At 63.8% G+C, this 23,248-nt stretch carries 21 protein-coding genes; 14 read left to right on the forward strand and 7 right to left on the reverse strand.

The window, feature by feature from the left end; translation table 11 throughout:
* Positions 1 to 102: 102 nt before the first annotated feature.
* From V1279_RS34400 to V1279_RS34410, 3 genes are all read right to left on the reverse strand, one after another.
* Positions 103 to 1,533 (reverse strand): serine hydrolase domain-containing protein, encoded by a 1,431-nt coding sequence (locus tag V1279_RS34400; RefSeq protein WP_334445162.1) that lies wholly within the window; start codon positions 1,531 to 1,533, stop codon positions 103 to 105.
* 149 nt (positions 1,534 to 1,682) lie between these two features.
* Positions 1,683 to 2,744, reverse strand: coding sequence for a helix-turn-helix domain-containing protein (locus V1279_RS34405; RefSeq protein WP_334445164.1), 1,062 nt, complete (start codon positions 2,742 to 2,744; stop codon positions 1,683 to 1,685).
* 67 nt (positions 2,745 to 2,811) lie between these two features.
* Positions 2,812 to 3,387, reverse strand: a complete 576-nt coding sequence (locus V1279_RS34410; RefSeq protein WP_334445166.1) for a GNAT family N-acetyltransferase — start codon at positions 3,385 to 3,387, stop codon at positions 2,812 to 2,814.
* A 222-nt stretch (positions 3,388 to 3,609) separates the two neighbouring features.
* Here V1279_RS34410 and V1279_RS34415 point away from each other — a divergent pair, with 222 nt between their 5' ends.
* The 3 genes from V1279_RS34415 to V1279_RS34425 all read left to right on the forward strand — a co-directional run bounded on the left by V1279_RS34415 (position 3,610) and on the right by V1279_RS34425 (position 6,375).
* Positions 3,610 to 4,527, forward strand: coding sequence for a pirin family protein (locus V1279_RS34415; RefSeq protein WP_334445168.1), 918 nt, complete (start codon positions 3,610 to 3,612; stop codon positions 4,525 to 4,527).
* A 42-nt stretch (positions 4,528 to 4,569) separates the two neighbouring features.
* The gene (locus tag V1279_RS34420; protein ID WP_334445170.1) at positions 4,570 to 5,484 is read left to right on the forward strand and encodes a phosphoribosylaminoimidazolesuccinocarboxamide synthase; all 915 of its coding nucleotides are present in this window, start codon (positions 4,570 to 4,572) and stop codon (positions 5,482 to 5,484) included.
* Positions 5,485 to 5,571: 87 nt separating this feature from the next.
* Positions 5,572 to 6,375, forward strand: coding sequence for a crotonase/enoyl-CoA hydratase family protein (locus tag V1279_RS34425; RefSeq protein ID WP_334445172.1), 804 nt, complete (start codon positions 5,572 to 5,574; stop codon positions 6,373 to 6,375).
* A gap of 6 nt (positions 6,376 to 6,381) precedes the next feature.
* Here the strand turns inward: V1279_RS34425 and V1279_RS34430 are convergent, their stop codons facing one another.
* Positions 6,382 to 7,878: an NAD-dependent succinate-semialdehyde dehydrogenase gene (locus V1279_RS34430; protein ID WP_334445173.1), complete on the reverse strand. Its 1,497-nt coding sequence runs from the start codon at positions 7,876 to 7,878 to the stop codon at positions 6,382 to 6,384.
* 104 nt (positions 7,879 to 7,982) lie between these two features.
* The gene (locus tag V1279_RS34435) at positions 7,983 to 8,303 is read right to left on the reverse strand and encodes a hypothetical protein (protein ID WP_334445175.1); all 321 of its coding nucleotides are present in this window, start codon (positions 8,301 to 8,303) and stop codon (positions 7,983 to 7,985) included.
* Positions 8,304 to 8,670: 367 nt separating this feature from the next.
* On the opposite strand from V1279_RS34435, the gene V1279_RS34440 reads away from it, so the two are divergent.
* A complete protein-coding gene (locus V1279_RS34440; RefSeq protein WP_334445177.1) occupies positions 8,671 to 9,864 on the forward strand; it encodes a serine hydrolase domain-containing protein in 1,194 nt (397 codons plus the stop codon).
* Between the two features lie 950 nt (positions 9,865 to 10,814).
* On the opposite strand, the gene V1279_RS34445 is transcribed toward V1279_RS34440, so the two are convergent.
* On the reverse strand, positions 10,815 to 11,744 hold the full coding sequence (locus tag V1279_RS34445; protein ID WP_334445179.1) for a GIY-YIG nuclease family protein: 930 nt from the start codon (positions 11,742 to 11,744) through the stop codon (positions 10,815 to 10,817).
* A 47-nt stretch (positions 11,745 to 11,791) separates the two neighbouring features.
* Complete coding sequence (locus V1279_RS34450; RefSeq protein ID WP_334445181.1) at positions 11,792 to 12,793, reverse strand: adenosine kinase; 1,002 nt, start codon at positions 12,791 to 12,793, stop codon at positions 11,792 to 11,794.
* A 246-nt stretch (positions 12,794 to 13,039) separates the two neighbouring features.
* Here V1279_RS34450 and murJ point away from each other — a divergent pair, with 246 nt between their 5' ends.
* The 10 genes from murJ (at position 13,040) to miaB (ending at position 23,244) form a co-directional block, all read left to right on the forward strand.
* Complete coding sequence (gene murJ / locus V1279_RS34455; protein WP_334445183.1) at positions 13,040 to 14,584, forward strand: murein biosynthesis integral membrane protein MurJ; 1,545 nt, start codon at positions 13,040 to 13,042, stop codon at positions 14,582 to 14,584.
* A 67-nt stretch (positions 14,585 to 14,651) separates the two neighbouring features.
* Complete coding sequence (gene trpS, locus V1279_RS34460) at positions 14,652 to 15,704, forward strand: tryptophan--tRNA ligase (RefSeq protein ID WP_334445185.1); 1,053 nt, start codon at positions 14,652 to 14,654, stop codon at positions 15,702 to 15,704.
* A gap of 154 nt (positions 15,705 to 15,858) precedes the next feature.
* Positions 15,859 to 16,353 carry a universal stress protein gene (locus tag V1279_RS34465; RefSeq protein ID WP_334445187.1) on the forward strand — a complete coding sequence of 165 codons (495 nt, stop codon included), beginning with the start codon at positions 15,859 to 15,861 and terminating at the stop codon, positions 16,351 to 16,353.
* Between the two features lie 117 nt (positions 16,354 to 16,470).
* Entirely contained in the window at positions 16,471 to 17,040 is a 570-nt protein-coding gene (locus V1279_RS34470) for a NifU family protein (protein ID WP_334445189.1), read from the forward strand.
* A gap of 148 nt (positions 17,041 to 17,188) precedes the next feature.
* On the forward strand, positions 17,189 to 17,890 hold the full coding sequence (gene tsaB, locus V1279_RS34475; RefSeq protein ID WP_334445191.1) for a tRNA (adenosine(37)-N6)-threonylcarbamoyltransferase complex dimerization subunit type 1 TsaB: 702 nt from the start codon (positions 17,189 to 17,191) through the stop codon (positions 17,888 to 17,890).
* Positions 17,887 to 18,369, forward strand: a complete 483-nt coding sequence (gene rimI, locus V1279_RS34480; protein ID WP_334445193.1) for a ribosomal protein S18-alanine N-acetyltransferase — start codon at positions 17,887 to 17,889, stop codon at positions 18,367 to 18,369. The genes tsaB and rimI overlap by 4 nt, the downstream gene beginning before the upstream one ends.
* A gap of 52 nt (positions 18,370 to 18,421) precedes the next feature.
* A complete protein-coding gene (locus V1279_RS34485; protein WP_334445195.1) occupies positions 18,422 to 18,871 on the forward strand; it encodes a Fur family transcriptional regulator in 450 nt (149 codons plus the stop codon).
* A 12-nt stretch (positions 18,872 to 18,883) separates the two neighbouring features.
* Positions 18,884 to 19,564, forward strand: coding sequence for an HAD family hydrolase (locus V1279_RS34490; RefSeq protein WP_334445197.1), 681 nt, complete (start codon positions 18,884 to 18,886; stop codon positions 19,562 to 19,564).
* A gap of 130 nt (positions 19,565 to 19,694) precedes the next feature.
* Positions 19,695 to 21,677 carry a glycosyltransferase family 39 protein gene (locus V1279_RS34495; protein ID WP_334445199.1) on the forward strand — a complete coding sequence of 661 codons (1,983 nt, stop codon included), beginning with the start codon at positions 19,695 to 19,697 and terminating at the stop codon, positions 21,675 to 21,677.
* A gap of 133 nt (positions 21,678 to 21,810) precedes the next feature.
* Positions 21,811 to 23,244 (forward strand): tRNA (N6-isopentenyl adenosine(37)-C2)-methylthiotransferase MiaB, encoded by a 1,434-nt coding sequence (gene miaB, locus V1279_RS34500; RefSeq protein WP_334445201.1) that lies wholly within the window; start codon positions 21,811 to 21,813, stop codon positions 23,242 to 23,244.
* The last annotated feature ends 4 nt before the right edge of the window (positions 23,245 to 23,248 follow it).

Below are 23,248 nucleotides of genomic sequence, written 5' to 3' on the forward strand. Positions count from 1 at the left end.
AGCGCAATCCGGGATCAGACCATCCGCTGACATACCGCCCCCGGATTTCGCTGCGCTCCATCCGGGCTACGCGTCTCGGCAGGCCGTGAGGCCTGCCCGCAGTCAATTCGCTCCCGCCAGCTTTCCCTTGCTCCCCGTCGCCGCTACCACGTCGCGCACGAGATCGAACACGCCATCGGCCTCCGGCAGCCAGTTCGACGAACGGCCGAGCCGGACGATGACCAGCCGCTCGGACGGTACGATGATCGCGTACTGCCCGATCGTGCCCTTGGCGAAGAACGCGTCGTGCGGCCAGCCGCGTTCGGTGCGGTAGGTCGCGCCAAAACTGTCGCCGAGATTGGTCCAGAAGCCCGCGCCCTGGCCGACCCAGGCATTCGGCGTTGGCGTAGCGGAATATTTCACCCAGCCTTCGGGGAGGATGCGTTTGCCGCCGGCCGTGCCGTCATTGAGATAGAGCTGACCGAAACGCGCCCAGTCGCGCGCGCTGGCCAGCAACTGGCTCGACGCTTCCGCATTCCCCGACGCGTCGAATTCGAGCGTCACGTTGCGCATGCCGAGCGGGTCGAACAATTCCTGCCGCGCAAAGCGCATCATTTTGGATGCGCTGCCGCCGGTGGCCTGGCGGATCAGATGCGCGAGGATGACGGTGTTGCCATCGTGATAGTTCCATGCCGCGCCCGGCACGGTTTCCAGCGGCATGCTCTCCGCATAGGCGGCCATATCCGGCTCCATGAATTTCATGCGGTTGACCGGCTCGAGCGCGGACGCCAGCGACGCCTGCAACGAGTTGCCGAGCGCAAGCCCCGCGGTATGGCGCAAGAGATGATCGAGCGTGATGGCGCGCCTGGCGTCGCCGGGGCCTTGCCACGCCGCGATGGGCACGGGCTCATGCAGCCTCAGCGCTCCCTTGCGCACGAGGATCCCGGCCAGCGCCGAGATGACCGATTTGGTGGCGGAGAATCCGAGCAGTGGCGTATCGATGCCGATGCCGTCGGCATAGCGCTCGGCAACGACGCGCCCGTCCTTCATGACCACGATCGCCCGCGTATGGCGTGGCGTCGACTTGTCCGGCTCGGCAAAGGCCCGGTCGAGCGCGGCGGCCAGTTGCGGCGTTTGCGGCGCGACAATGGATGGACTGGCGATGTCGGGCTGCAGCGCCGGCTTTGCATCGGACGCCGGCAATGTGACGTCGGCGACCGCCCCGCCGTGATCGAGATAGCAGCCGAGACCTTCGCCGCGATAGACGGCGTGGCTCCTGCCTATCCCGAACAGCGTCACCGTGACGTCCTTGCGCACGCGATCGACGCGATAGTCCAGCGCCCAGGCGATCAGGCCTGCGCCCGGCATCGCCGAGGTGGTCTCGGCGAATACCCGCACCGGGTCGAGGCCGGAGACGAAGGTCTCCGTGCAGAGCACGTTGGCGACGAAGCCGGTTGCGACCTTTGGCACGTCGCGGGCTCGGGCCGCCGATAGCGCGAGCGCGCTCAGTGCCGTTGTGGTGGCCAGGATGAGGATGAGATTTCGGCGTTTCACGAAGAGCCTCCGGCATGACGCATCAGCGCGTGCCGGGATAATCGCGAAGCGGCCGCTGGCTGCTCGCCGGATTTGGAATTCGCGCTGGCCGAAAGCTCAATACGCCTCGCCGATTCCGAAATATATAAATGATAACAATATGATGCCGACTATGCCGGGCTGGCCTTGAGCCGGCGGTATTCGCTCGGCGTAACGCCCGTGATCGCCTTGAATGCGCGGTTGAAGGGCCCGAGCGACTGGAAGCCGGCGTCCATCGCAATCGTAATGACGGGGACGTCGGCTTGGCTGGGATCGGCCAGCGCGGCCTTGGCTTCGGCGATCCGGTGCTCGTTGAGGAAGACATTGAAATTACGGTAGCCGAGCCGCTGATTGATCAGCCTGCGCAGCCGGTATTCGGGAATCCCAAGCTTGGTCGCCAGCGTGCCGATGGTAACGTTGTCATGGCGATAGATGCGCTCGTCGCCCATCAACCGCATCAGCGCATCGACCAGCTTTTGATCGACGGCGCTGGATTCGACGATCGCCCCGCCGCTTGCCTCGGCCTGAACCTCAGGCGCCGCCGGGAACAGGTCGGCGCCGTCGACGCGCATCATAGCGGTCGAGATCGCTGCCACCACTCCGGCCAACACGGCCGAATTCACCGTGTTGGCAATTTCGGCTGCGCCGCTGCCGGACAGCGAGATCTGCAGCACTGCGTTCAGCCCGCCATACAGCGCGGCGGCGCTCACGATGAAGATGCGGACGCGACGCCGGCCCTCGACGAGATCCGACGACCAGGATGTGATGGTCTGCGCGACGGCCAGGACGATAAAGCCGAGCGCCAGCAGATTGACTGCGATAATGGATAGCCGCACACCGGATGCCGGCGCCAGCCACATGCAATTGACGAAACTGAAAGCCGCGACCGCCGCCCAGATCAGCGCGTGCCACCATCGCAGCCTGAACGCCTCGTCGAACAGCGCCCGCGTGAACAGCCAGAACACCACGACATTGCCGGTCGACAGCGCGATCACAGGCGCATGCACTGCCGCGACCTGCGACGTCGCCCCGATCGATGCGGTCACGGCATGCGCCGCCGACCCCAGCGCGAACGCCGCGGCCAATCGTCCGGCGAGCACCGTGCCGAAGCCGCGAAACAGCGACGCCGCCAGCACCAGCAGCAGCGCCACGGTGGCGCCGCGCAAGGCGATGTCGATGGTGGAAAGCAGCATTCGGTCGGTCCGTTGGCGCGGTCATCCGCGCATGTCAATCTAGTGCGAGTCGTCGCTTGGTTCAATTTTACGCCGATTGACCTTTCCAGCTATCGCGCGACGTCACCCAGCGTTCATTGGTCTTGCTTAACAAATCAACTTCGCCATCTCTCCTTGCCCCCAGCCGTCGCGCGACGCTCTTGGACGGCTCGTTGCTGGCTTCGATGCAATGGATGATCTCGTCAATCTCGAAACTCGCGAATACCCAGTCGATCGACGCCCGCGCTGCCTCCACCGCGTAACCCTTGCCGCGATATGCACGGTCGATACCCCAGCCGACCTCAAAGCCCGGCCACCCCGGCGGCGACCACGGCCCGACGCGGCCGATATAGCGGCGGCTCGATTTTTCCTCGACGGCGAACATGCCGAAGCCATGCAGCGCCCAATGCCCCGATATCACGGCGGCATTGCGCCATCCGCCGATTTCGGTGGTGATCGCCTTGCCGTCAGGCGTGATGAAGCGCGCGGTATCGGGATCGGACAGCATCGCCGTATTCGCGGCAATGTCGTCGCTGCGCCATGGGCGCAGAATCAGGCGCGCGGTCTCGAGGATGGGACCATCGACCTTCAACAATCTGGCGCCGGGCTTGAGTGGAGGGATCATGGCTCATCATTCTCCTATATCTCCCTGCGAAAGCAGGGACCCATAACCACCGTTGTGAGTTGCTGGAGACGATATCTGCCATTGCCGCCAAACGATAGGACACGGAGTATGGGTCCCTGCGCCCGTGCGCAATTGCGCACTAGGCAGGGACGACATGTGGAGGCATTTGAGTGCTATCCCGCAGTTTCTGCTATGATCTCCGCAAACATCAAGGAGTCCCCCATGAGCTGGCAACCGTCCAACGATCCCGTGCTCGGCGATCCCAAGACCTGCGACGCGCTCGATCTCATCATCGTGCCGCGCACCCGCGATCTCGGCGATGGTTTCGCGGTGCGCCGCGCGCTGCCGCATGGCAAGCGACAGATGGTCGGGCCCTTCATCTTCTTCGATCATTTCGGCCCGGTGCAGTTCATGGCCGGCAAGGGCATGGACGTGCGCCCGCATCCGCATATTGGCCTTGCCACCGTCACCTATCTGTTCGACGGCTCGATCACGCACCGCGACAGCGAGGGCAACATCCAGGAGATCCAGCCCGGCGCCATGAACCTGATGACGGCGGGGCGCGGCATCGCGCATTCCGAGCGCACGCCTGACGTGCAGCGCCGCGACGGCCAGAAGATGCTGGGCCTGCAAAGCTGGATCGCGCTGCCGGCTGGCTCCGAGGAAATCGCACCGTCGTTCCAGCACTACGCCGCCGAGGCGCTGCCGACCGTGAAGGAGAGCGGCTTCACCGCGCGCATCATCGCGGGCAGTTCGTTCGGCGCGAAATCGCCGGTCAGCATGGTGTCGCCATGGTTCTATAGCGAAGTGACGGCGCAAGCCGGGACCAGTGTCCCGCTCGACCCTGACCATGAAGAGCGCGCGATCTATCTGGTCGACGGCGAGGTCGAGATCGCGGGCGAGCGCTATGAGGGGCCGCGCCTCTTGATATTCCGGCCCGGTGACCGCATCACGGCGAAGGCCGTGAGGCCGATGCGGATGATGTTTCTGGGCGGCGACGCGCTGGAGGGGCCGCGGCACATCTGGTGGAATTTCGTCTCCTCCAGCAAGGAGCGGATCGAGCAGGCCAAACAGGACTGGAAAACCGGCCGGTTTGCAGCCGTTCCGCAGGAACATGAGTTCATTCCGCTGCCGGAGTGAGCTATTGCTCTGTATTCCCAATTTGCTCGAAAGCCTGACCGAATGAACGCGATGCTCGCCAGCGATTTGCCCCTGCCCCGGATCGGCCGCGGCAAGGTGCGCGACATCTATGCCGTCGGCGGCGACCGCGTGCTGCTGCTCACCACCGACCGCATCAGCGCGTTCGACGTCGTGATGGCCGAGACCATTCCGATGAAGGGCGCGGTGCTGACGCAGATCAGCGCGTGGTGGTTCCGCCAGCTCGAAGGCGTGGTGCCGCATCACATGATCAGCGCCGATGCCGACGAGATCATCCGCGAGGTGCCTGACCTGAAAGATCACCGCGCCGATATTCTCGGGCGCGCGATGCTGTGCAGGCGCACCACCGTCTTCCCGGTCGAATGCGTGATCCGCGGCTACATCTCGGGCTCGGCCTGGAAGGAATATGCCGCGTCCGGCACGCTCGCCGGCGAGGAGCTGAAAGACGGTCTCGTCGAAAGCGAGAAGCTCGACGCGCCGATCTTCAGCCCGGCCACCAAGGCCGAGACCGGCCATGACGAAAACATCACGATTGCGCGCGTGCGCGAGATTTTGGGCGCCGACGTCGCCGAGAAACTCGAGAGCATGGCGCGCACGGTCTACAATTTCGGCGAACGGATCGCCCGTCATCAGGGCATCATCATCGCCGACACCAAGTTCGAGTTCGGCCGCGCGGCGGACGGCCGCATCATCCTGATCGACGAGGTGATGACGCCGGACAGTTCGCGCTTCTGGGCCGCCGACGTCTACAAGCCTGGCCGGCCGCAGCCCTCCTTCGACAAGCAGCCGCTGCGCGACTATCTCGACGCCGAGCGCCACGCCGGCCGCTGGAATGGCGACGCCCCGCCCCCGCCGCTGCCTGACAGCGTGGTCGATGCGACGAGCAAGCGGTATCTCGAAGCGTATCGGCGGGTGACGGGGACAGAGCTGCAAATCTAGCCCCGTCATTGCGAGCGGATATAGGATTGCCCTGCACGCCCGTCCGGTGCGAAGCTCCCTCCATAAAAATGCGAGGGAGCGCCTGATATGACCGAAGCCGATTCCGTGCTGGTCGAACGCGATGGCCCGGTGACCATCGTTTCCATCAACCGCCCGCATTGCCGCAACGCCGTTGACGGCGCGACGGCACGCAAATTGTACGACGCGTTTCTTGCCTTCGATGCCGACGGAGCAGCGTCCGTCGCCGTATTCACCGGGACCGGCGGCTATTTTTGCGCCGGCGCCGACCTCAAGGCGGTGGCGGCGGGCGATCCCAATAAGCGGCGCGAACTCGGCGGCCACGATTCGATCGCGCCAATGGGACCGAGCCGGTTGCGGTTGTCAAAGCCGGTGATCGCCGCGGTCGAAGGCTTTGCGGTCGCCGGCGGAATGGAGCTCGCGCTGTGGGCAGACATGCGCGTGGTTGCCGAGGATGCCACCTTCGGCATCTTCTGCCGCCGCTTTGGTGTGCCCTTGATCGATCTCGGCACCATCCGCCTGCCACGGCTCATCGGCCATTCGCAGGCGATCGACCTGATCCTCACCGGCCGCCCAGTCGGCGCGCAGGAAGCGTTGCGCATGGGGCTCGCCAATCGCGTCGTCGGCCGGGGCGAAGCCACGGCGCATGCGATCGCGCTGGCGCGGGAGATCGCGCGCTTTCCGCAAAGATGCCTGCGCGCCGATCGGCTGTCGGCGCTGCGGCAATGGGATCTTTCCGAGGAAGAGGCGATTGCCAACGAAATGCGCGGCGGGCTTGAGGTGATCGCCTCGGGCGAAACGCTGTCGGGCGCAACGCGGTTTGCCTCCGGCATCGGTCGCCACGGCGCGTTTGCCAGTGACGCCACCGATTGACCGGAACTACACCCCGGCCATCATCACGTATTTGATCTCGACATATTCCTCCATGCCGTGATGCGAGCCCTCGCGGCCGAGGCCCGATTCCTTCACGCCGCCGAACGGCGCGACTTCGGTGGTGATCAACCCGGTGTTGACGCCGACCATGCCGGATTCCAGCGCTTCGGCGACGCGCCAGACGCGGCCGAGATCGCGGGAGTAGAAGTAAGAGGCGAGACCGAACGGCGAGTTGTTGCACATCGCAATCACCTCGGCCTCGTCCTTGAAGCGGAACACCGGCGCCAGCGGGCCGAACGTTTCTTCGTGCGCGACGAGGGCGTCCGGCTTCACATTCGAAAGCACCGTCGGCTCGAAGAAGCTGCCGCCGAGTGAATGGCGTTTTCCGCCGGTGACGACTTTCGCGCCGCCCTTCACTGCGTCCGCAATGTGCTTCTCGACCTTGTCGATCGCTGCCATGTTGATCAGCGGGCCCTGCGTCACGCCCGCTTCGGTGCCGTCACCGATCTTCATCGCCGCGGCTTTCTTCGAAAGCTTTTCGACGAACTGGTCGTAGATCCCGTCCTGGGCGTAGATGCGGTTGGCGCAGACGCAGGTCTGGCCCATGTTGCGGTACTTGGAGATCATGGCGCCCTCGACCGCCGCATCGATATCGGCATCGTCGAACACAATGAACGGCGCGTTGCCGCCGAGTTCGAGGCCGAGCTTCTTCACGCCGACGGAAGCCTGCTGATAGAGGATCTTGCCGACTTCGGTCGAGCCGGTGAAGCCGATGAAGCGCACGGCGGGATGCTCGCACAGCACTTTTCCGATCGCGGACGAATTGCCGGTGAGGATGTTGAACACGCCCTTCGGCACGCCGGCCTTTTCGGCCAGCGCGACCAGCGCCAGCGCGGTCAGCGGCGTCTCATTGGCAGGCTTGAGCACCACGGTGCAGCCCGCGGCGAGCGCCGGCGACACCTTTCGGGTGATCATCGAGCAGGGGAAATTCCACGGCGTGATGGCGCCGCAGACGCCAATCGGCTGCTTGATCGCGAGCAGCCGCGCATCCGGCCGCTGGGTCGGAATGGTTTCGCCATAGACGCGGCGGGCTTCCTCGGCGAAAAACTCGACATAGGCGCCGCCGATATCGACCTCGCCGAGCGCTTCGGCCAGCGGCTTGCCCTGCTCGGAGGTGAGGATCAGCGCGAGGTCCTCGCGGTTGGCGATGATCAGGTCGAACCATTTGCGTAAGGTATTGGAGCGCTGTTTGGCGGTGAGCTTGGCCCAGGCCGGGAATGCGCGCTCGGCGGCTTCGACCGCTTGCGTGGCTTCCGCCGTGCTGAACGCCGGGACCTTGGCGAGTTCGACGCCGTTGACCGGATTGGTGACGGGGCGCGACGGCGTGCCGACCCAGGCGCCGTCGATGTAGCAGCGGTCGCGCAGCAGCGAGGGATCCTTCAGGCGGTCGTGCAGCGAGGGTTGGGAGGTTTTCGAAGCGCGTGCGGCGACGGGCGGGTTCATGGCGTTACTCCTCGGATTTTCTTGAGAGATTGGTCCGAGTATAGGCCCGTATCGTCAGCAATGCACCGCCCGCTGAGGCAACTCTGCGTCAACCAATTTTGAGGTCAGGCCGCGCCGCTCATATAGGTTTCGCGGCGGCCGACCATGCGTTGCGCAGCGGCTTTGGCATCGGCCTTCGAGGAGGTCGCGCAGGTGCGGTATTCGAGGTCGGGCAGCTTGGCGGGTTCGCGGCGGGCGAACCAGGATTTGGACCCGACTGAAAGCTGCGCCAGGGCCTGGGCGACGTTATCGACCGCCTCAAAGGAATGCAGCGCGCCGGTGCCGGCGTAGCGGACTTCGTAAATGCCAGGCGAGATCGGCGCCTCGATGTTCTCGCCCCGCCCGGCACGGGGATACCGCTTCCATTCACTCCAGGTCGAAATCATTGCGCACCTTCAAAACGTTCGGAAATGAAACAATTTTCGTCAATTGAGCCAGCCAACGCGCTGGCGTTTGTGCTGGAATTTGAACGCTTTACTGCAAAAAATCGGCGACGGGAATCGTGGCGAAATCACGTTATCGTGGATGCAAAGCAGGGTCACCGCCATTGCACTTCGTCCACCGCGGATTGCAGCGAGGTGTTGCAGTTTGGTGCCGGATGGACCCCCGCGCCTCCTGCCCACGCCACTCCACGCCCCCTTTGCCCATCACGAGATCGCGACATCCGCGGCGGCTGAGCGCGGACGCTTGCGGGATGGGGCGGCCGGGAGGAAGATCGTTCCACTTCCATAAAAAACAAGGCGGAGGAGACCCATGCAAAGCAAAGCGGAGATCGACCAGATTCTGCGTCAGAAATGCGAGGCCAGGGAGATTCCCGGCGTGGTCGCGATGGCGGCGACCGGCAGCGAGGTGATTTATCAAGGCGCGTTCGGCAAGCGGGATCTTTCCAAGGACGATGCCATGACCGCCGACAGCGTGTTCTGGATCGCCTCCATGACGAAAGCGATCACGACCGCGGCCGGCATGCAGCTTGTCGAGCAAGGCAAGCTCTCCCTCGACGAGCCGATTGGCAAGCTGCTGCCCGATCTGGCCAACCCGCAGGTGCTGGAAGGTTTTGACGACAGCGGCGAGCCGAAGCTGCGCCCCGCCACCAAGCCGATCACGCTGCGGCATCTGATGACCCACACCGCCGGCTTCTGCTACGAGATGTGGAACGGCGACATCGGGAAATACATGGAGAAGACCGGCACGCCCGGCGTCATCTCCTGCCTGAACGCCGCGCTGACAACGCCACTCGCGAGCGACCCCGGCACGCGCTGGGAATACGGCACCAACATCGATTTTGTCGGCAAGGCGATCGAAGCGGTGAGCGGCAAGCGGCTCGATGTGTATTTGCACGAGAACATGTTCGCGCCGCTCAGCATGAACGACACCGCCTTCAAGATCACGGACTCGATGCGCCAGCGGCTGGTCGGCATGCATGCGCGCGGCGAGGACGGATCGCTGGCGCCGATGCCGTTCGAGCTCGAACAGGCGCCGGAATTTCATATGGGCGGCGGCGGCCTTTACGGCACGGCGGCCGATTACATCACGTTCACCCAGATGATCCTCAACAACGGCCGCGGCAACGGCAACCAGGTGCTCAAGCCCGAGACGGTCGCACTGATGAGCCAGAACCACATCGGCGATCTCACCATGGGCAAGATGGTGACGGTGGCGCCGGTCTACACCAACGATGTCGATCTCTATCCCGACATGGTGAAGAAGTGGGGCCTCTCCTTCCTGATCAACACCGCCAAAACGCCCGAGGGCCGCAGCGCCGGCAGCCTCGCCTGGGCCGGCCTCGCCAACACCTATTTCTGGATCGATCCGGCGCGCAACGTCGCCGGCGTGATCCTGATGCAGCTGTTGCCGTTCGCCGACGCCAAGTGCCTGGAGGCTTTTGCAGGCTTCGAGCGCGGGGTCTATGCCGGGCTCGATGCCGGCAGCGGCCAGCGCGCGGCGTAAAATAGAGGAACGAGGGCGGCGCGGCGTTGCTTGGCGCGCCCTCGCCCCACTTACAGTCGTCATGCCCCGCGCATGCGGGGCATCCCGTCCGCCGGGGCCTATCGAATCCATCACTGGTGTCTCTGTCGTCATTGCGAGCGAAGCGAAGCAATCCATCGTGCGGCGCAAGGAAAGAATGGATTGCTTCGCTTCGCTCGCAATGACGGCTGTGATTGACGCACCTTCGACGGATGTAACGGCCGACATGATTTCACGATCTCGCGGCATGAACTGCCCGAGGTTTGCATCTCGTTCGCCCTCCTTGGATAAAGAGGGCGCAGGGAAGACCGGGTGCGCGCTGCACCCGCGGTCTCGTGTGCAATTGCGCAAAAAACGCGCACACGAGCATACAGGTCCAGCGGAGAGCATCCGGCCTTCCCTGCGCAATGGTTTTACGGCGTACTTCGTGCTCTCCCCGGTGTGCGAATTCCTTTAGCCACCGTCATCCGCGGATTGATGGATGGGGCCTGCCCGGTCGGGCCGGCACATCCTCCGCGGACTTGACACCAGCAACGGGTGCCAGGACCACACGACTTGGCCGTACGCGACACGCCCAACGCCAAGGGTCTCGACGGGCTTGGTACCCACCCGCCGAAGTCTGACGAAGAGCGGCTTAGCATCGGTCGTCGGCGTGCCGTCCCTTCGCTCACGAACTCAAGAGAGCCCGCCCTGCGACGACGTTTGCGCGCCCGACGCTGCCGCGTCCACCGCACCCCGCCCCGCGTTCAGTGACGATCGCGAAACGCCCCTCTTGGGGGACGGGATACCGGAGGTTGTAAGGGTGATTTGGGGGAAACGAGAAGCGGATTATTTTTGCGGAAGATCGTTTTTTGATTTGCGCCGTCGGGCAAATCAGTGCTGGGGCGAGGGAGGTCGGCTGTCTCGGACGACGGTTGATTTGAGCGAGCACTCTACTTTGGAAAGAGGTCAGTTACCTTCTTTGCTGCCATCAAACGTGCATACGTTGTGTAGCGCGGTCCTTGCATCGATCCTGACGGAGCGTCTGCAAATGGAATCGGATCAATCGGTTTTGCCGGTGCGGAGAAGTTTAATTTGTACTTGCCGTCTTCTCCGTAAGGTTCAATCGAGGCAACAGGCGCAACGTGCGTTACCGCACTAACAGGATTGCTTTGATAGGCTGCAATATACTTGACCTTAGGAATCATGCCTCCACCAATACGAATAGCCCACCAAGCATTTTGACGTAAGAAAACTTCCTCGAAGCCATCTTTCTGCGCAGGCACGATGACGGTATCCGGCTCATCAGTAACCTTCGGAGCCGCAGGCACAATCTCGCCCGAAGCATTTGGCGTGGCCACCGGCACCGGGATCTCAAATGCGCGCAATCCGACCAACGGCAACACCTGAAATATTTCCCTTAGAAACAGGTACGTATCAGCTTTGTCAGCTTCAGAAAGAGTCGGCTCTGTCGGAATGTTTCCGTTGTTGAGATGACTACGGCCTGCGAGCCGGGCCCGTGTAATAAGCATGTGTTCGAGCCAAGTAATATGCGCTCGGTTGAATCCACTATCAGTGGATTTCGTAACGAACGCAAAACCCCAGTCCCAGAAATCCTTCCCCGAGTAGTGGCTCTCGATACGATCGAGCACTCCGTCGCCTTGACCAATGTACAACGTCGGCAGTTCCGCGTCGTCCGTCGCGTATCCGGAGAGGACGTAAACGCCCGCCCGCTGAAACTCTGGACGAGCCTTAATATTGGGCCATTGCACTCGGGGAAACGTTATGGCGAGTCCCGTGGAAGCCATGCGATCGATTATTCTAACGCCCTCAGGGTCACCATCGGGCACGAAAATTCGTATTGTGAAACCGTCCGAAGGCATGGCGACAGCTCTTTTCCTGTCTCAAGCTAATACGAGTAGGCCGCTCCCTACACCGGCAACCCGTTCTGCCCCGCCAGCTCCTTCAGCGACACCTGCGGCCTTGCGCCGATGTGCTGGATCACCTCTGCCGCCGCCAGAGCCCCCAGCCGGCCGCACGTCTCGTGGCTGGCATCACGCACCAGGCCGAACAGGAAGCCAGCGGCGAACAGGTCGCCGGCGCCTGTGGTGTCGACGAGCTTTTGAATCGGGAAGGCCGGCACTGATGTGACGCCGTCGGATGACACCACCACGCAGCCTTTTTCGCTGCGGGTGACGACGGCGAGCTTGGTGTCGAGGCGCAGCTGCTTCAGCGCACCATCGAAATCCGAGGTCTGGTACAGCGAATGCAGCTCGGCCTCGTTGGCGAACACGAGATCGACCGTGCGTTTGCGCATCAGGTCGAGAAACTCGTCACGATAACGATCCACGCAGAAGGAATCCGACAGCGTCAGTGCCACCTGGCGGCCGGCCGCGTGCGCAATGCTAGCTGCCTTGACGAAGGCTTCCTTGGCGTTCTTCGGATCCCAGAGATAGCCTTCGAGATAAACGATGCGCGCGGCTGCGATCTGCGTTTCATCGATGTCCGATGGGTTAAGGTCCTGCGCGGCGCCGAGATAGGTGTTCATGGTGCGCTCGCCGTCCGGCGTCACCAGGATGTAGGAGCAGCCGGTGGCGGGTCCATCAGCGGCCGCCCTGGTCTCGAAGGCGACGCCGGCGGCTCTGATATCGTGGCTGTAGAGGGTGCCGATCTGGTCGGCCTTGACCTTGCCGATGAAGGCGGCCCGCGCGCCGAAGCCGGCGACGCCGACGATGGTATTGGCGCAGGAGCCACCGGAGACTTCCGTGGCCGGGCCCATGTCGCGGTAGATCGAAATGGCGCGGGCCTCGTCGATCAGCGCCATGCCGCCCTTGGCCATGCCGTGCTGGCTAAGGAACTTCTCATCGGTTTGCGCGAAGACGTCGAAAATCGCATTGCCGATCCCGAGAACGTCGTATTTTGCGTCAGTCATTCATCCGTCCTGTTTACGGCTGTTTGCGCGAAGAAGCCGAGCGCGGCTAAGGCTGCGGCCTACCAGATCGGCCCCGCGCCAGCAAGGGAAGCGGGGGGCCGCTACCCACCATGCCGAAAGTCTTTCGTCATGGCCGGGCTTGTCCCGGCCATCCACGTCTTCGTCGCCGAGAGACCGTAAAGACGTGGATGCCCGGGACAAGCCCGGGCATGACGGGTTGGGCAAGCGGCTGCTATACACCCCGCAATGATCCGCTCCTTTCTCACGGTATCCTCGGGAACGCTGGCCTCGCGGCTGCTGGGGTTCGTGCGCGATTCGGCGCTGGCCGCGCTGCTCGGCGCGGGCGCCGCCGCGGATGCTTTCCTGGCGGCGTTTCAGCTGGTGAATGTCATCAGGCGGCTGTTGACCGAGGGCGGGCTGAACGCGGCGCTGGTACCGGCATGGCTGCGGGTGCGTGAAACCGATGGGGCTGTGGCAGCGGCGGCGTTCGCGGGGCGCGTGCTCGGCACGGTGACAACAGCGTTGATCGCAGCCACAGCGGTGCTCGCGCTGGCGATGCCGCTTGTGATCACAGCGCTGGCGCCGGGGTTCTCGGGGCGCGAGACGCTGCAGCTCGCCACCGACAATGCGCGGCTGATGCTGCCGTACCTCGCCTTTGCAGGGCCAGTGACCGTGATGATGGCATTGTTGAACGCGCAAGGCCGTTTTGCGCTGACGGCGTTTTCGCCGCTGCTATTTAATATCGCGCTGATCGCGGTGATGGTCGTCCTGCTCGCCATACGGCCGGATGCGGTGCTATCAGCGCAAATCGTCGCCGCGACTGTCGGCATTGCCGGGCTGTTGCAGCTATCGGTGCTGGTGTTGCGCCGTGGCGGCAACATCGCCGGATCTTTGCGGATTTCGTTCGATGCGGAAATCCGCGGCTTCCTGGCCAAGGCCGCGCCCGGCATGATGGCGTCGAGCGCGCCGCAGCTGCTGATGGTGGCAGGCGCGATCATCGCGTCGTCGTCGCCGTCGGCGGTGTCGTGGCTCTATTTTGCAGGCCGCCTGGTCGAGCTGCCGCTCGGCATCGTCGGCGTCGCCATGGGCACGGTGCTGATCCCGGAATTGACGCGCGCGGTTCGGGCCGAGGATCGCGCCGCCGTGGCGCATGCGGAATCGCGCGGGCTTGAACTCGCGGTTGGGCTGGCGCTGCCGGCCACGCTCGGGCTGATGGTGCTGAGCGAGCCAATCGTGCGGCTGTTGTTCGAGCATGGCGCCTTCACGGCTGATGACACGAAAGCCACCGCCCGCGCGCTGATGTGGCTGACGCTGGCGCTGCCGGCGCATGTGCTGATGAAAGCATTATCGCCGGCGTTCTTCGCGCGCGAGGATACGATGACGCCGCTGGTCGCAGCACTCAAGGGCGTGGTGCTGGCGATCGCTATCGCCTTCCTGCTCAGCCATTGGTACGGCACTGAGGGCATTGCGGCGGCGATTGCGCTTGGCGCGTGGAGCATGGCGTTCAGCCTGATCCGCCGCGGCGCCGAGACGTTTGGATTCTCGATCGATGCAGAAGCGCGGCGGCGGCTGCCGCGCATCGCGCTATCAGCGCTCGCGATGGGCGCGCTGCTGTGGCTGGCGACGCGGTCGCTGCCGGCGCTCAGTTCGGACGCGCACGGGTTTGTGCAGGCCGTCCTGTGGCTTGCCGTGATAGCGGCGGGAATTGCGATTTACGGCCTGTTTCTGCGGCTTCTCCGCGTCACCGGCTGGCGCGAGGCGGTTAACGCCTTCAGGCAATCCAAGGTCTAGCGGCTTGCGCGAATAGCCCCTGCGTGGCAAACGACAGCGCGAAACAGGCATCCTCGGGAAGCTGACTATGGCTTTTGTTGAAAAAGTATTTTCCGGCGTTCAGCCGACGGGCAATCTGCATCTCGGCAATTACCTCGGCGCGATCGTCAACTTCGTGAAGATGCAGGAAACCCATGACTGCATCTATTGCGTCGTCGACATGCACGCGATCACGCAAGGCGTGGACGTCTGGGGCGGTCCGACGGAGCTTGCCCGCAACACGCGCGAGGTCACCGCGGCCTTCATCGCCGCCGGCATCGATCCGAACAAGCACATCGTGTTCAACCAGAGCCAGGTCGCCGGCCATGCCGAGCTGACCTGGATCTTCAATTGCGTGGCGCGGGTCGGCTGGCTCAGCCGCATGACGCAGTTCAAGGAGAAGGCCGGCAAGGACCGCGAGAACGCGTCCGTCGGGCTGTACGATTATCCGGTGCTGATGGCGGCGGATATTCTGCTCTATCGCGCCACGCATGTGCCTGTCGGCGAGGACCAGAAGCAGCATCTGGAGCTGTCGCGGGACATCGCGCAAAAGTTCAACAACGATTTTGGCGATTCGATTCGCGGCCACGGCTTCAATGACGGGCTGTTCTTCCCGCAACCCGAACCGCTGATCACGGGGCCGGCGACGCGGGTGATGTCGCTTCGCGACGGCACCAAGAAGATGTCGAAGTCGGATGCCTCGGACAATTCGCGCATCAACCTGACCGACGATGCCGACACCATCGCGCAGAAAATCCGCAAGGCGAAGACCGATCCGGAACCGCTGCCGTCGGAGGAAAAAGGCCTGGAGAGCCGGCCCGAGGCCGACAACCTCGTCGGCATCTATGCGGCGCTGTCCGAGCGCAGCAAGGCCGACGTTTTGAAGGAATTCGGCGGCGGGCAGTTCTCCAGCTTCAAGAACGCGCTGGTGGAACTTTGCGTGGCAAAACTCTCGCCGATCGCTTCCGAAATGAAACGTCTGGTCGCCGACCCCGGCCATGTCGACAAAATATTGATCGACGGCGCCGACCGCGCCCGCGTCATCGCCGACGAAACCATGCGCGCGGCCAAGGATATCATCGGTTTCATCCGAAAGAGCTAGAGATTCTTGTTTTGACGCGTTTTCTTCACGCGAACCGGTACCCACTTCGCTCGAAAACGCTATGGCTCTCGCGGCGTTGCAACAGCGACGCCGCTTGTCGAAGGCGGCTGCGCCGTGGCACCATGCGGCGGTTTGGCGCAGCACCGGGACATGCATGACCACCCAGCGACGAAGCTACGAAACGGGTCACAAGCCAAAATGCCTTGTCATCGTTGACGACACCGCGGAGTGGGACCGCGCGGTGTACTACGCCAGCCGCTGGGCGGTGCGGGTCGGCGGCGGCGTGGTGATGCTGCGCATCATCGCCATCGAGGACCAGAACCAGCAATGGCTGGGGGTAGCCGACCTGATGCGCGCCGAGGCCGAGGACGCCGCCAATGAAGCGCTCGACCGCGCCGCCGGCCGCGCCAACGGCATCGCCGCAATCACGCCGGAGCGGGTGATTCGCGAGGGCGATCCGACCGCCCAGATACTCGATGTGATCGACAAGGACGTCGATATTTCGATGCTGGTGCTGGCGGCCAATCCAGGCCCCGAGGGCCCCGGCCCCCTGATCAGCATGATGGCGCAGGCCGCTGGCTCGTTCCCGATTCCCGTCGTCATCGTTTCCGGCGATCTCAGCGATTCGGACATCGACGGCCTGTCCTAAGGCTTGATTTACCTGCGGAATTGCTGATCTGCGCCCCTTGATCGTGCACGCCCCGTCGCCATCTGCTATGGGAAGCCCCACGCGCCGGCCTTGAACCGGCGACGCCGGAGAAAAGCAATGTTCATTCAAACCGAAGCCACGCCCAATCCCGCCACCCTGAAATTCATTCCAGGCCGTACCGTGCTCGACACCGGCACGATGGAATTCGCCAGCCGCGAAGCCGCCGCCCGCTCGCCGCTCGCCGAGCGTCTGTTCGACGTGCCCGGCATCTCCGGCGTGTTCTACGGCTACGATTTCGTCACCGTGACCAAGGCGGACGGCGACTGGCAGCACCTCAAGCCCGCGATCCTCGGCGCCATCATGGAGCACTACATGTCCGGCGCGCCGCTGCTGGCGGACGGGACTGCCGGCAACGACGAGGCCACCGACGAGGAAGGCGAGTTCTTCAACGAGGCCGACGCCGATACGGTCGCGACCATCAAGGACCTGATCGAGACGCGGGTGCGGCCGGCGGTGGCCAATGACGGCGGCGACATCACCTTCCGTGGCTTCAAGGACGGCGTCGTCTACCTCAACATGAAGGGCTCCTGCGCCGGCTGCCCGTCCTCGACGGCGACGCTGCAGCACGGCATCCAGAATCTGCTGAGGCATTTCGTGCCCGACGTGGTCGAAGTCCGGCCGGTGTGAGTTGGTGTCGTAGGGTGGGCAAAGGCGCGTGAGCGCCGTGCCCACCATCGTTTATCCGTGTCGTCGCATGGTGGGCACGCTTCGCTTTGCCCACCCTACGCGCCGCAAAACATGACGTGATGATTGCGCGTCTGCTATACCTCTCCTCATGCTGATCCTCGCCATCGATACCGCGCTTGATTCCTGCGCCGCGGCCGTGCTCGACACCAGCGCAGGCGGGGTCATCGCGCAAGAATCGCAGGCGATGAAGCGCGGTCATGCCGAAGCCCTGATGCCGCTGATCGCGCGCGTGATGAAGGCATCCGGCGTTGCCTTTGCCGCGCTCGACCGCATCGCCGCGACGACCGGTCCCGGCAGCTTTACCGGATTGCGCGTCGGCCTTTCCGCCGCCCGCGGCATAGCGCTCGCCGCCGGCAAGCCGGTCGTCGGCGTGACGACACTGACCGCGTTTGCCGCCCCCATCGTCAGCGAGACCAGCGAGCATCCGGTGATATCCGCCGTCGATGCGCGGCATGATCATGTCTATTTCCAGATGCTGGGCGGCGACGGCCGTTCGCTCATCAAGGCGAAAGTGGCGCCAATCGCGGAAGCGCTCGACGCAGCGCGCTTCGGCACGCCGCATCTGATAGGCAATGCCGCGAAAATTCTCGCCGACCGCTGGCCGACCGATGCAGCGCCGCCCTTCAGAATCGATCAGCAGGCCGCGCCCGATATCGCCTGGGTGGCGTGGCTGGGGGCCGCCGTCAATCCCGAAAGCTCACCGGCACGGCCCTATTATCTGCGCGCGCCCGATGCCAAGCCGCCGAAGGATCCGCTGGCGAGCGCAGCACAGCCGCCGGCCTCGCGATGACATGGCTCTCCGAATGGTGGAGCGGCGGCACGGCCGTGATCGAACCGGCCAGCCAGCGCGACGCGACGCGTCTGGCGCAACTGCATGGCGCATCGTTTCACCGCGGCTGGGGCGAAGGTGAATTCGAGGTCATGCTGACCGAGCGCAATACGCTCGTTCACCGGCTCAGACAGGGGCGCAAGATTATCGGCTTTGCGGTGTCGCGCATAGCGGCCGACGAGGCGGAGTTACTGTCGATCGCCATCGATGCGACCCAACGTGGCCGCGGTCTGTCGCGCAACCTGTTGCTGACGCATCTCGGTCATCTCGCAGGCCGCGGCGTACGCAAGGTGTTCCTCGAGGTCGAAGAAAATAATCAGCCGGCGCGGCGGCTGTATGAATGGGCCGGATTTGAGGTCGTTGGCCGCCGGGAACGCTATTATCAGCAGCCCGGCGGCGAGCAATTGAATGCACTTCTGATGCGGCGTGACTTGTCGTAATGTGCGCCGGGTGGCAAAAGACCCCCGACCTGCGTCCGAAGGCCCTGAGACCATGCCCGTACTGAAATCCCCGCCTGCGCACAAGAATACCGGCATCGAGGCCCGCTGCGCCGCCACCGGTATGCGCATGACCGAACAGCGCCGGGTGATCGCGCGCGTGCTGGCCGATTCGGTCGACCATCCCGACGTCGAGGAACTTTACCGGCGCTGTGTCGCGGTCGACGACAAGATCTCGATCTCGACGGTGTATCGCACCGTCAAGTTGTTCGAAGACGCCGGGATCATCGAGCGGCACGATTTCCGCGAGGGGCGCGCGCGCTACGAGCAGATGCCCGATAGCCACCACGATCATCTGATCAATCTGCGCGACGGCAAGGTGATCGAGTTCACCTCCGAGGAGATCGAGAAATTGCAGGCCGAGATCGCCCGCAAGCTCGGCTACAAGCTGGTCGATCATCGGCTGGAATTGTATTGCGTGCCGCTCGACGAAGAGAAATCTTGATCGCGTGCCAACTTGAATCCGAATTTCGATCTGGTCATCTTCGACTGCGATGGCGTGCTGGTCGACAGCGAAGTCATTTCGTGTCGTGCCCATGCGGAGACGCTGACGCGTCATGGCTATCCGATCACTTCCGAACAGGTGCTCGTTCGCTTTCTCGGCGTGTCTGACCGCGAGGCGCGCCAAACGATCGAGCGCGAGATCGACCGGAAGCTGCCTGATGACTTCGAACAACAGGTGAAGGCGGCCACGCTGAAATTTTACGAGGGCGATTTGCAGGCGATCGCGCATGTCGGCAAGGCGATCGGCGCGATACGCCTGCCCAAATGCGTCGCTTCCAGCGGAACGCCCGAAAAGATTCGCCACGGCCTCACCTGCGCCGGCCTCTACGACCAACTCGCGCCGCATATTTTCTCCGCGACGCAGGTCAGCCGCGGCAAGCCCGCGCCCGATCTGTTTCTATTCGCGGCCGAGCAAATGAACGCACCGCCCGAACGCTGCATCGTGATCGAAGATAGCGTTCCCGGTGTCACCGGCGGCCGCGCCGCCGGGATGACGGTGCTCGGTTTCCACGGCGGCAGCCATTGTCAGCCGGGCCATGCCGAGATGCTGCGCGCCGCCGGTGCCGCCATGATCTTCGACGATATGCGGCAACTGCCCGACCTGATTGCGCGCATCGGTCGAACGGCCGGTTAATCCTGCATCGCATGGTTGAAGTCCGGCGTCACTGCCGGCATCAGATCAAGAATCTTGCCGCGAGTTAACTGGGCGCGAGACCCGCAGGTGATAGTTTCCGATGGACCTGCGTGAGGGGAGCGCGCGCATCGTGAAATTACCTGACAGCCAGATATCAAAGGCAGCCTTGATGTTGAAGGCGGCCTTGCCGCTCACGCTCGTTGCGGCGGTGGCTGTGCTTGCGCGAACCTGGCAGCTTTCGCAGAACGATTTTGCAAGGCAGTACTACGCCGCAGGCGTGCGCAGCATGCTGGGTAGCTGGCACAATTTCATCTTCAACGCGTTCGACCCCGCAGGCTTTGTTTCCATCGACAAGCCGCCCGTGGCGATCTGGCTGCAGGTCGCCAGCGCCAAGCTGTTCGGCTTTGGCGCGCTTCCGATCCTGCTTGCCCAGGTGATGGCGGGATTGGCCGCGATCCTCTTGATTTACGTTCTGGTGCGGAAATATTGGGGCGGGACGGCGGGGGCTATCGCCGCGCTGTCGCTCGCGCTCAGCCCGGTCAATGTTGCCGTCGACCGCTCCAACAATACCGATAGCTGTCTCATCCTGGTGCTGCTGGCCGGCGTGTGGCTCGCGATGCGCGCGGCCGAAACCGGCCGGCTCGCGATGTACTGCGCCGCGATGGCCGCGCTCGGCGTAGGCTTCAACGTCAAGATGGGAACTGCGCTGGTGCTGGCTCCCGTGCTGGCCTTGACGTTCAGCCTCGCGCAGCCGGCGGCTCCAGTCACCTGGCATGTCCGGCGACAGGCCATCGCGGGCATCGCCCTCGTCGCCGTCTCGCTGTCATGGGCGATCCTCTTCGATCTCACGCCGGTTCGCGACCGGCCCTATGCGGGCAGCACCAAACACAACTCCATGCTGGAGCTTGCGCTAGTGCACAATGGCGCAGCCCGCTTCGTTACGCCCGCAGGCATTCCGGCAAACTCCGCATCCACCATCTCGGGCGAGACGGCGCCTGCAAGCGCGCAAGTTCGGCCGCAGCCCGTTATGACCGACGACTCGGCAACAGGCCCTCTCCGCCTGTTTCGGCCGAGGGCCGCGACACAGTTCGCCTGGCTGCTTCCGCTCGCGCTCGCGGGCCTCGTTCTCGCCTGGTCGGACACACGGGGTCCGGGCGCGCCCGTGTCACGCCGCATCAGCGCCGGTGTGTGGACCGGCTGGCTCGTGATGTACTGGATCGTGCTCAGCTTTGCGGGCGGATTGATCCACACCTACTACGTCGCCGTGCTCGGTCCGCCACTCGCCGTGTTTTCCGGCATCGCCGTCGCCGGGTTCTGGTCGAGGTGGAAAGCGGGCAAGCCAGGGCGGATATATTTGCCGCTGATCATCGTGGCCACGGCCGCCTGGCAAACCTATCTCTGCATGGCGCAGTCCGAGGGAATCGGATCCGATTGGCTCAGCCTGACATGGCTGACGTCGATCGGGATCGCCGGGATTTGCGCGGCCGTCCTTTATGCATTGCCGCAGCAGGGCAGCAGATTCGCAATACTGTTCGCAGGCGCGGCCATCGGCGCGCTGCTCGTTGCGCCTGCCTTGACCGCCGCGAGCGTCGTTCTGAGACGCCCCAACATCGCGGCGCCGGTTGCCAATATGACCGCCCTGCTCGCGCCGTCGGATACCGAGCGTGCGGCCTTGCGGACATCGCGGCTGGACGCCGCCCGCCAGAAGCTCACCGGCTACCTGATCGCCCATCGCGAGGCCGCAAAGTTTCTCGTCGCGGTCCCCAACGCCAACGTCGCTGCGCCGCTCATTATCGCGACCGGCCTGCCCGTCATGGCGATCGGCGGCTATCTCGGCGACGATCCGATCCTGACGCCGTCGGACATCGAACGGCTGGCCTCGGACAGGCAACTGCGCTTCGTCATGCTTGGCGGATTTACCCTGGCGCCTGCAAAGCAGACGGCGGCGCTCGATCCGATCGCCCGATGGGTGCGCGCCAACGGCCGCCCCGTCGATCCAGAATTGTGGCGCCTGTCCGCATCGGCCGGCACCCCCTACCGCATCAACCTCGGCAATGAATGGGTGGAGGTTCCGCCGCCCGAACTGTTCGATCTCTGGGGCAAGGCGGATTGAGCCTGCCCGTCGTTCCGGGGGGATGCGTTCGCGCCCCGAAATGACGGCCTCAACCGCTGGCTTTTTGGCCATTTAGGCTATATCTGAGCCCCAGCCGCCGTCAGGGCGCCTTTTCCACCAGCACTCAGGTTCCATGAAGCCGCCGCGCAAGCTGCATATTAAGTCCTATGGCTGCCAGATGAACGTCTACGATGCGCAACGCATGGTGGACACGCTGGGGCCGGAAGGCTTTGTCGAGACTGACAGCGCCGAGGATGCGGATCTGGTGATCCTCAACACCTGCCATATCCGGGAAAAAGCCTCCGAGAAGGTCTACTCCGAGCTCGGTCGGCTGCGGGTCGCCAAGGATGAGGCGGCACGCAATGGCCGTGAGATGCGCATCGCGGTCGCGGGCTGCGTCGCGCAGGCCGAGGGTGAGGAGATCATCCGCCGCGCACCAACCGTGGACGTCGTGGTCGGGCCGCAGAGCTATCATCACCTGCCGCAGCTTTTGGCGCACGCGAAAACCCATGGCCGCGCGCTGGAGACCGAATTCCCGGTCGAGGACAAGTTCGGTTTCCTCCCCGCCCCCAAACCGGACGCGATCCGTGCGCGCGGCATCTCCGCTTTCGTCACCGTGCAGGAAGGCTGCGACAAGTTCTGCACCTTCTGCGTGGTGCCCTATACGCGCGGCGCGGAAGTGTCGCGCCCGGTCGCAAAAATCGTCGACGATGTGAAGCGGCTGGCCGACAACGGCGTGCGCGAGATCACGCTGATCGGCCAGAATGTCAACGCCTATCACGGCGAAGGCCCCGACGGACGGACCTGGCCGCTCGGCATGCTGTTGCATCGGCTGGCCGAAATCGAAGGTATCGCGCGGCTGCGCTACTCGACCAGTCATCCCCGCGATGTCGATGACTCGCTCATTGCGGCGCATCGCGATCTCGCTGCGCTGATGCCGTTCGTGCATCTTCCGGTGCAGTCCGGCTCCGACCGGGTCCTGGCCGCCATGAACCGCAAGCATACCGCCGATGATTACCGCCGCGTCATCGACCGTTTTCGCGACGCCCGCCAAGATATTGCTTTTTCATCGGATTTTATCGTCGGCTTCCCCGGCGAAACCGAGGGAGAATTTGCCGCGACCCTCGCGCTTGTCATGCAAATCGGATACGCTACGGCATATTCGTTCAAATATTCGCCTCGGCCCGGCACGCCGGCGGCGGACATGCAGGAGACGGTGTCAGCGGCTGAGATGGACGAGCGATTGGTGCGGCTCCAGGGATTGATCGACAGCCAGCAATCGGCCTTCAACAAGGCCATGATTGGCAACACCGTCGATGTGCTGTTCGAACGCGCGGCCCGCAATCCCGGCCAGATCGTCGGCCGCACCGCGTACCTTCAGCCCGCGCATGTCTTTGCCTCGCCTGACATCATCGGACGGGTGTTGCCGGTCACGATCGGAAGCCTCGAGCGTTACAGCCTGCTCGGCGAACTCGCCGGCGCTGCCGCACGGCCAATGTCTTCAACACTTTCAACCATGACCAATTCTTCTCAACAAACCAATCCTTCTCAAGAAATTGGAGCCTGAACCC

Origin of the sequence: Bradyrhizobium sp. AZCC 1610 (assembly GCF_036924515.1) — a bacterium.
Classification (GTDB): domain Bacteria; phylum Pseudomonadota; class Alphaproteobacteria; order Rhizobiales; family Xanthobacteraceae; genus Bradyrhizobium.

Coding starts and splice junctions, on each gene's coding strand:
- V1279_RS34410 (WP_334445166.1), bottom strand. CDS start 3,387: ATGATCCCTCCACTCAAGCCCGGCGCCAGATTGTTGAAGGTCGATGGT.
- V1279_RS34405 (WP_334445164.1), bottom strand. CDS start 2,744: ATGCTGCTTTCCACCATCGACATCGCCTTGCGCGGCGCCACCGTGGCG.
- tsaB (WP_334445191.1), top strand. CDS start 17,189: ATGCTGATCCTCGCCATCGATACCGCGCTTGATTCCTGCGCCGCGGCC.
- V1279_RS34440 (WP_334445177.1), top strand. CDS start 8,671: ATGCAAAGCAAAGCGGAGATCGACCAGATTCTGCGTCAGAAATGCGAG.
- V1279_RS34450 (WP_334445181.1), bottom strand. CDS start 12,793: ATGACTGACGCAAAATACGACGTTCTCGGGATCGGCAATGCGATTTTC.
- V1279_RS34470 (WP_334445189.1), top strand. CDS start 16,471: ATGTTCATTCAAACCGAAGCCACGCCCAATCCCGCCACCCTGAAATTC.
- V1279_RS34425 (WP_334445172.1), top strand. CDS start 5,572: ATGACCGAAGCCGATTCCGTGCTGGTCGAACGCGATGGCCCGGTGACC.
- V1279_RS34465 (WP_334445187.1), top strand. CDS start 15,859: ATGACCACCCAGCGACGAAGCTACGAAACGGGTCACAAGCCAAAATGC.
- V1279_RS34420 (WP_334445170.1), top strand. CDS start 4,570: ATGAACGCGATGCTCGCCAGCGATTTGCCCCTGCCCCGGATCGGCCGC.
- trpS (WP_334445185.1), top strand. CDS start 14,652: ATGGCTTTTGTTGAAAAAGTATTTTCCGGCGTTCAGCCGACGGGCAAT.
- murJ (WP_334445183.1), top strand. CDS start 13,040: ATGATCCGCTCCTTTCTCACGGTATCCTCGGGAACGCTGGCCTCGCGG.
- V1279_RS34445 (WP_334445179.1), bottom strand. CDS start 11,744: ATGCCTTCGGACGGTTTCACAATACGAATTTTCGTGCCCGATGGTGAC.
- V1279_RS34430 (WP_334445173.1), bottom strand. CDS start 7,878: ATGAACCCGCCCGTCGCCGCACGCGCTTCGAAAACCTCCCAACCCTCG.
- V1279_RS34435 (WP_334445175.1), bottom strand. CDS start 8,303: ATGATTTCGACCTGGAGTGAATGGAAGCGGTATCCCCGTGCCGGGCGG.
- V1279_RS34415 (WP_334445168.1), top strand. CDS start 3,610: ATGAGCTGGCAACCGTCCAACGATCCCGTGCTCGGCGATCCCAAGACC.
- V1279_RS34485 (WP_334445195.1), top strand. CDS start 18,422: ATGCCCGTACTGAAATCCCCGCCTGCGCACAAGAATACCGGCATCGAG.
- rimI (WP_334445193.1), top strand. CDS start 17,887: ATGACATGGCTCTCCGAATGGTGGAGCGGCGGCACGGCCGTGATCGAA.
- miaB (WP_334445201.1), top strand. CDS start 21,811: ATGAAGCCGCCGCGCAAGCTGCATATTAAGTCCTATGGCTGCCAGATG.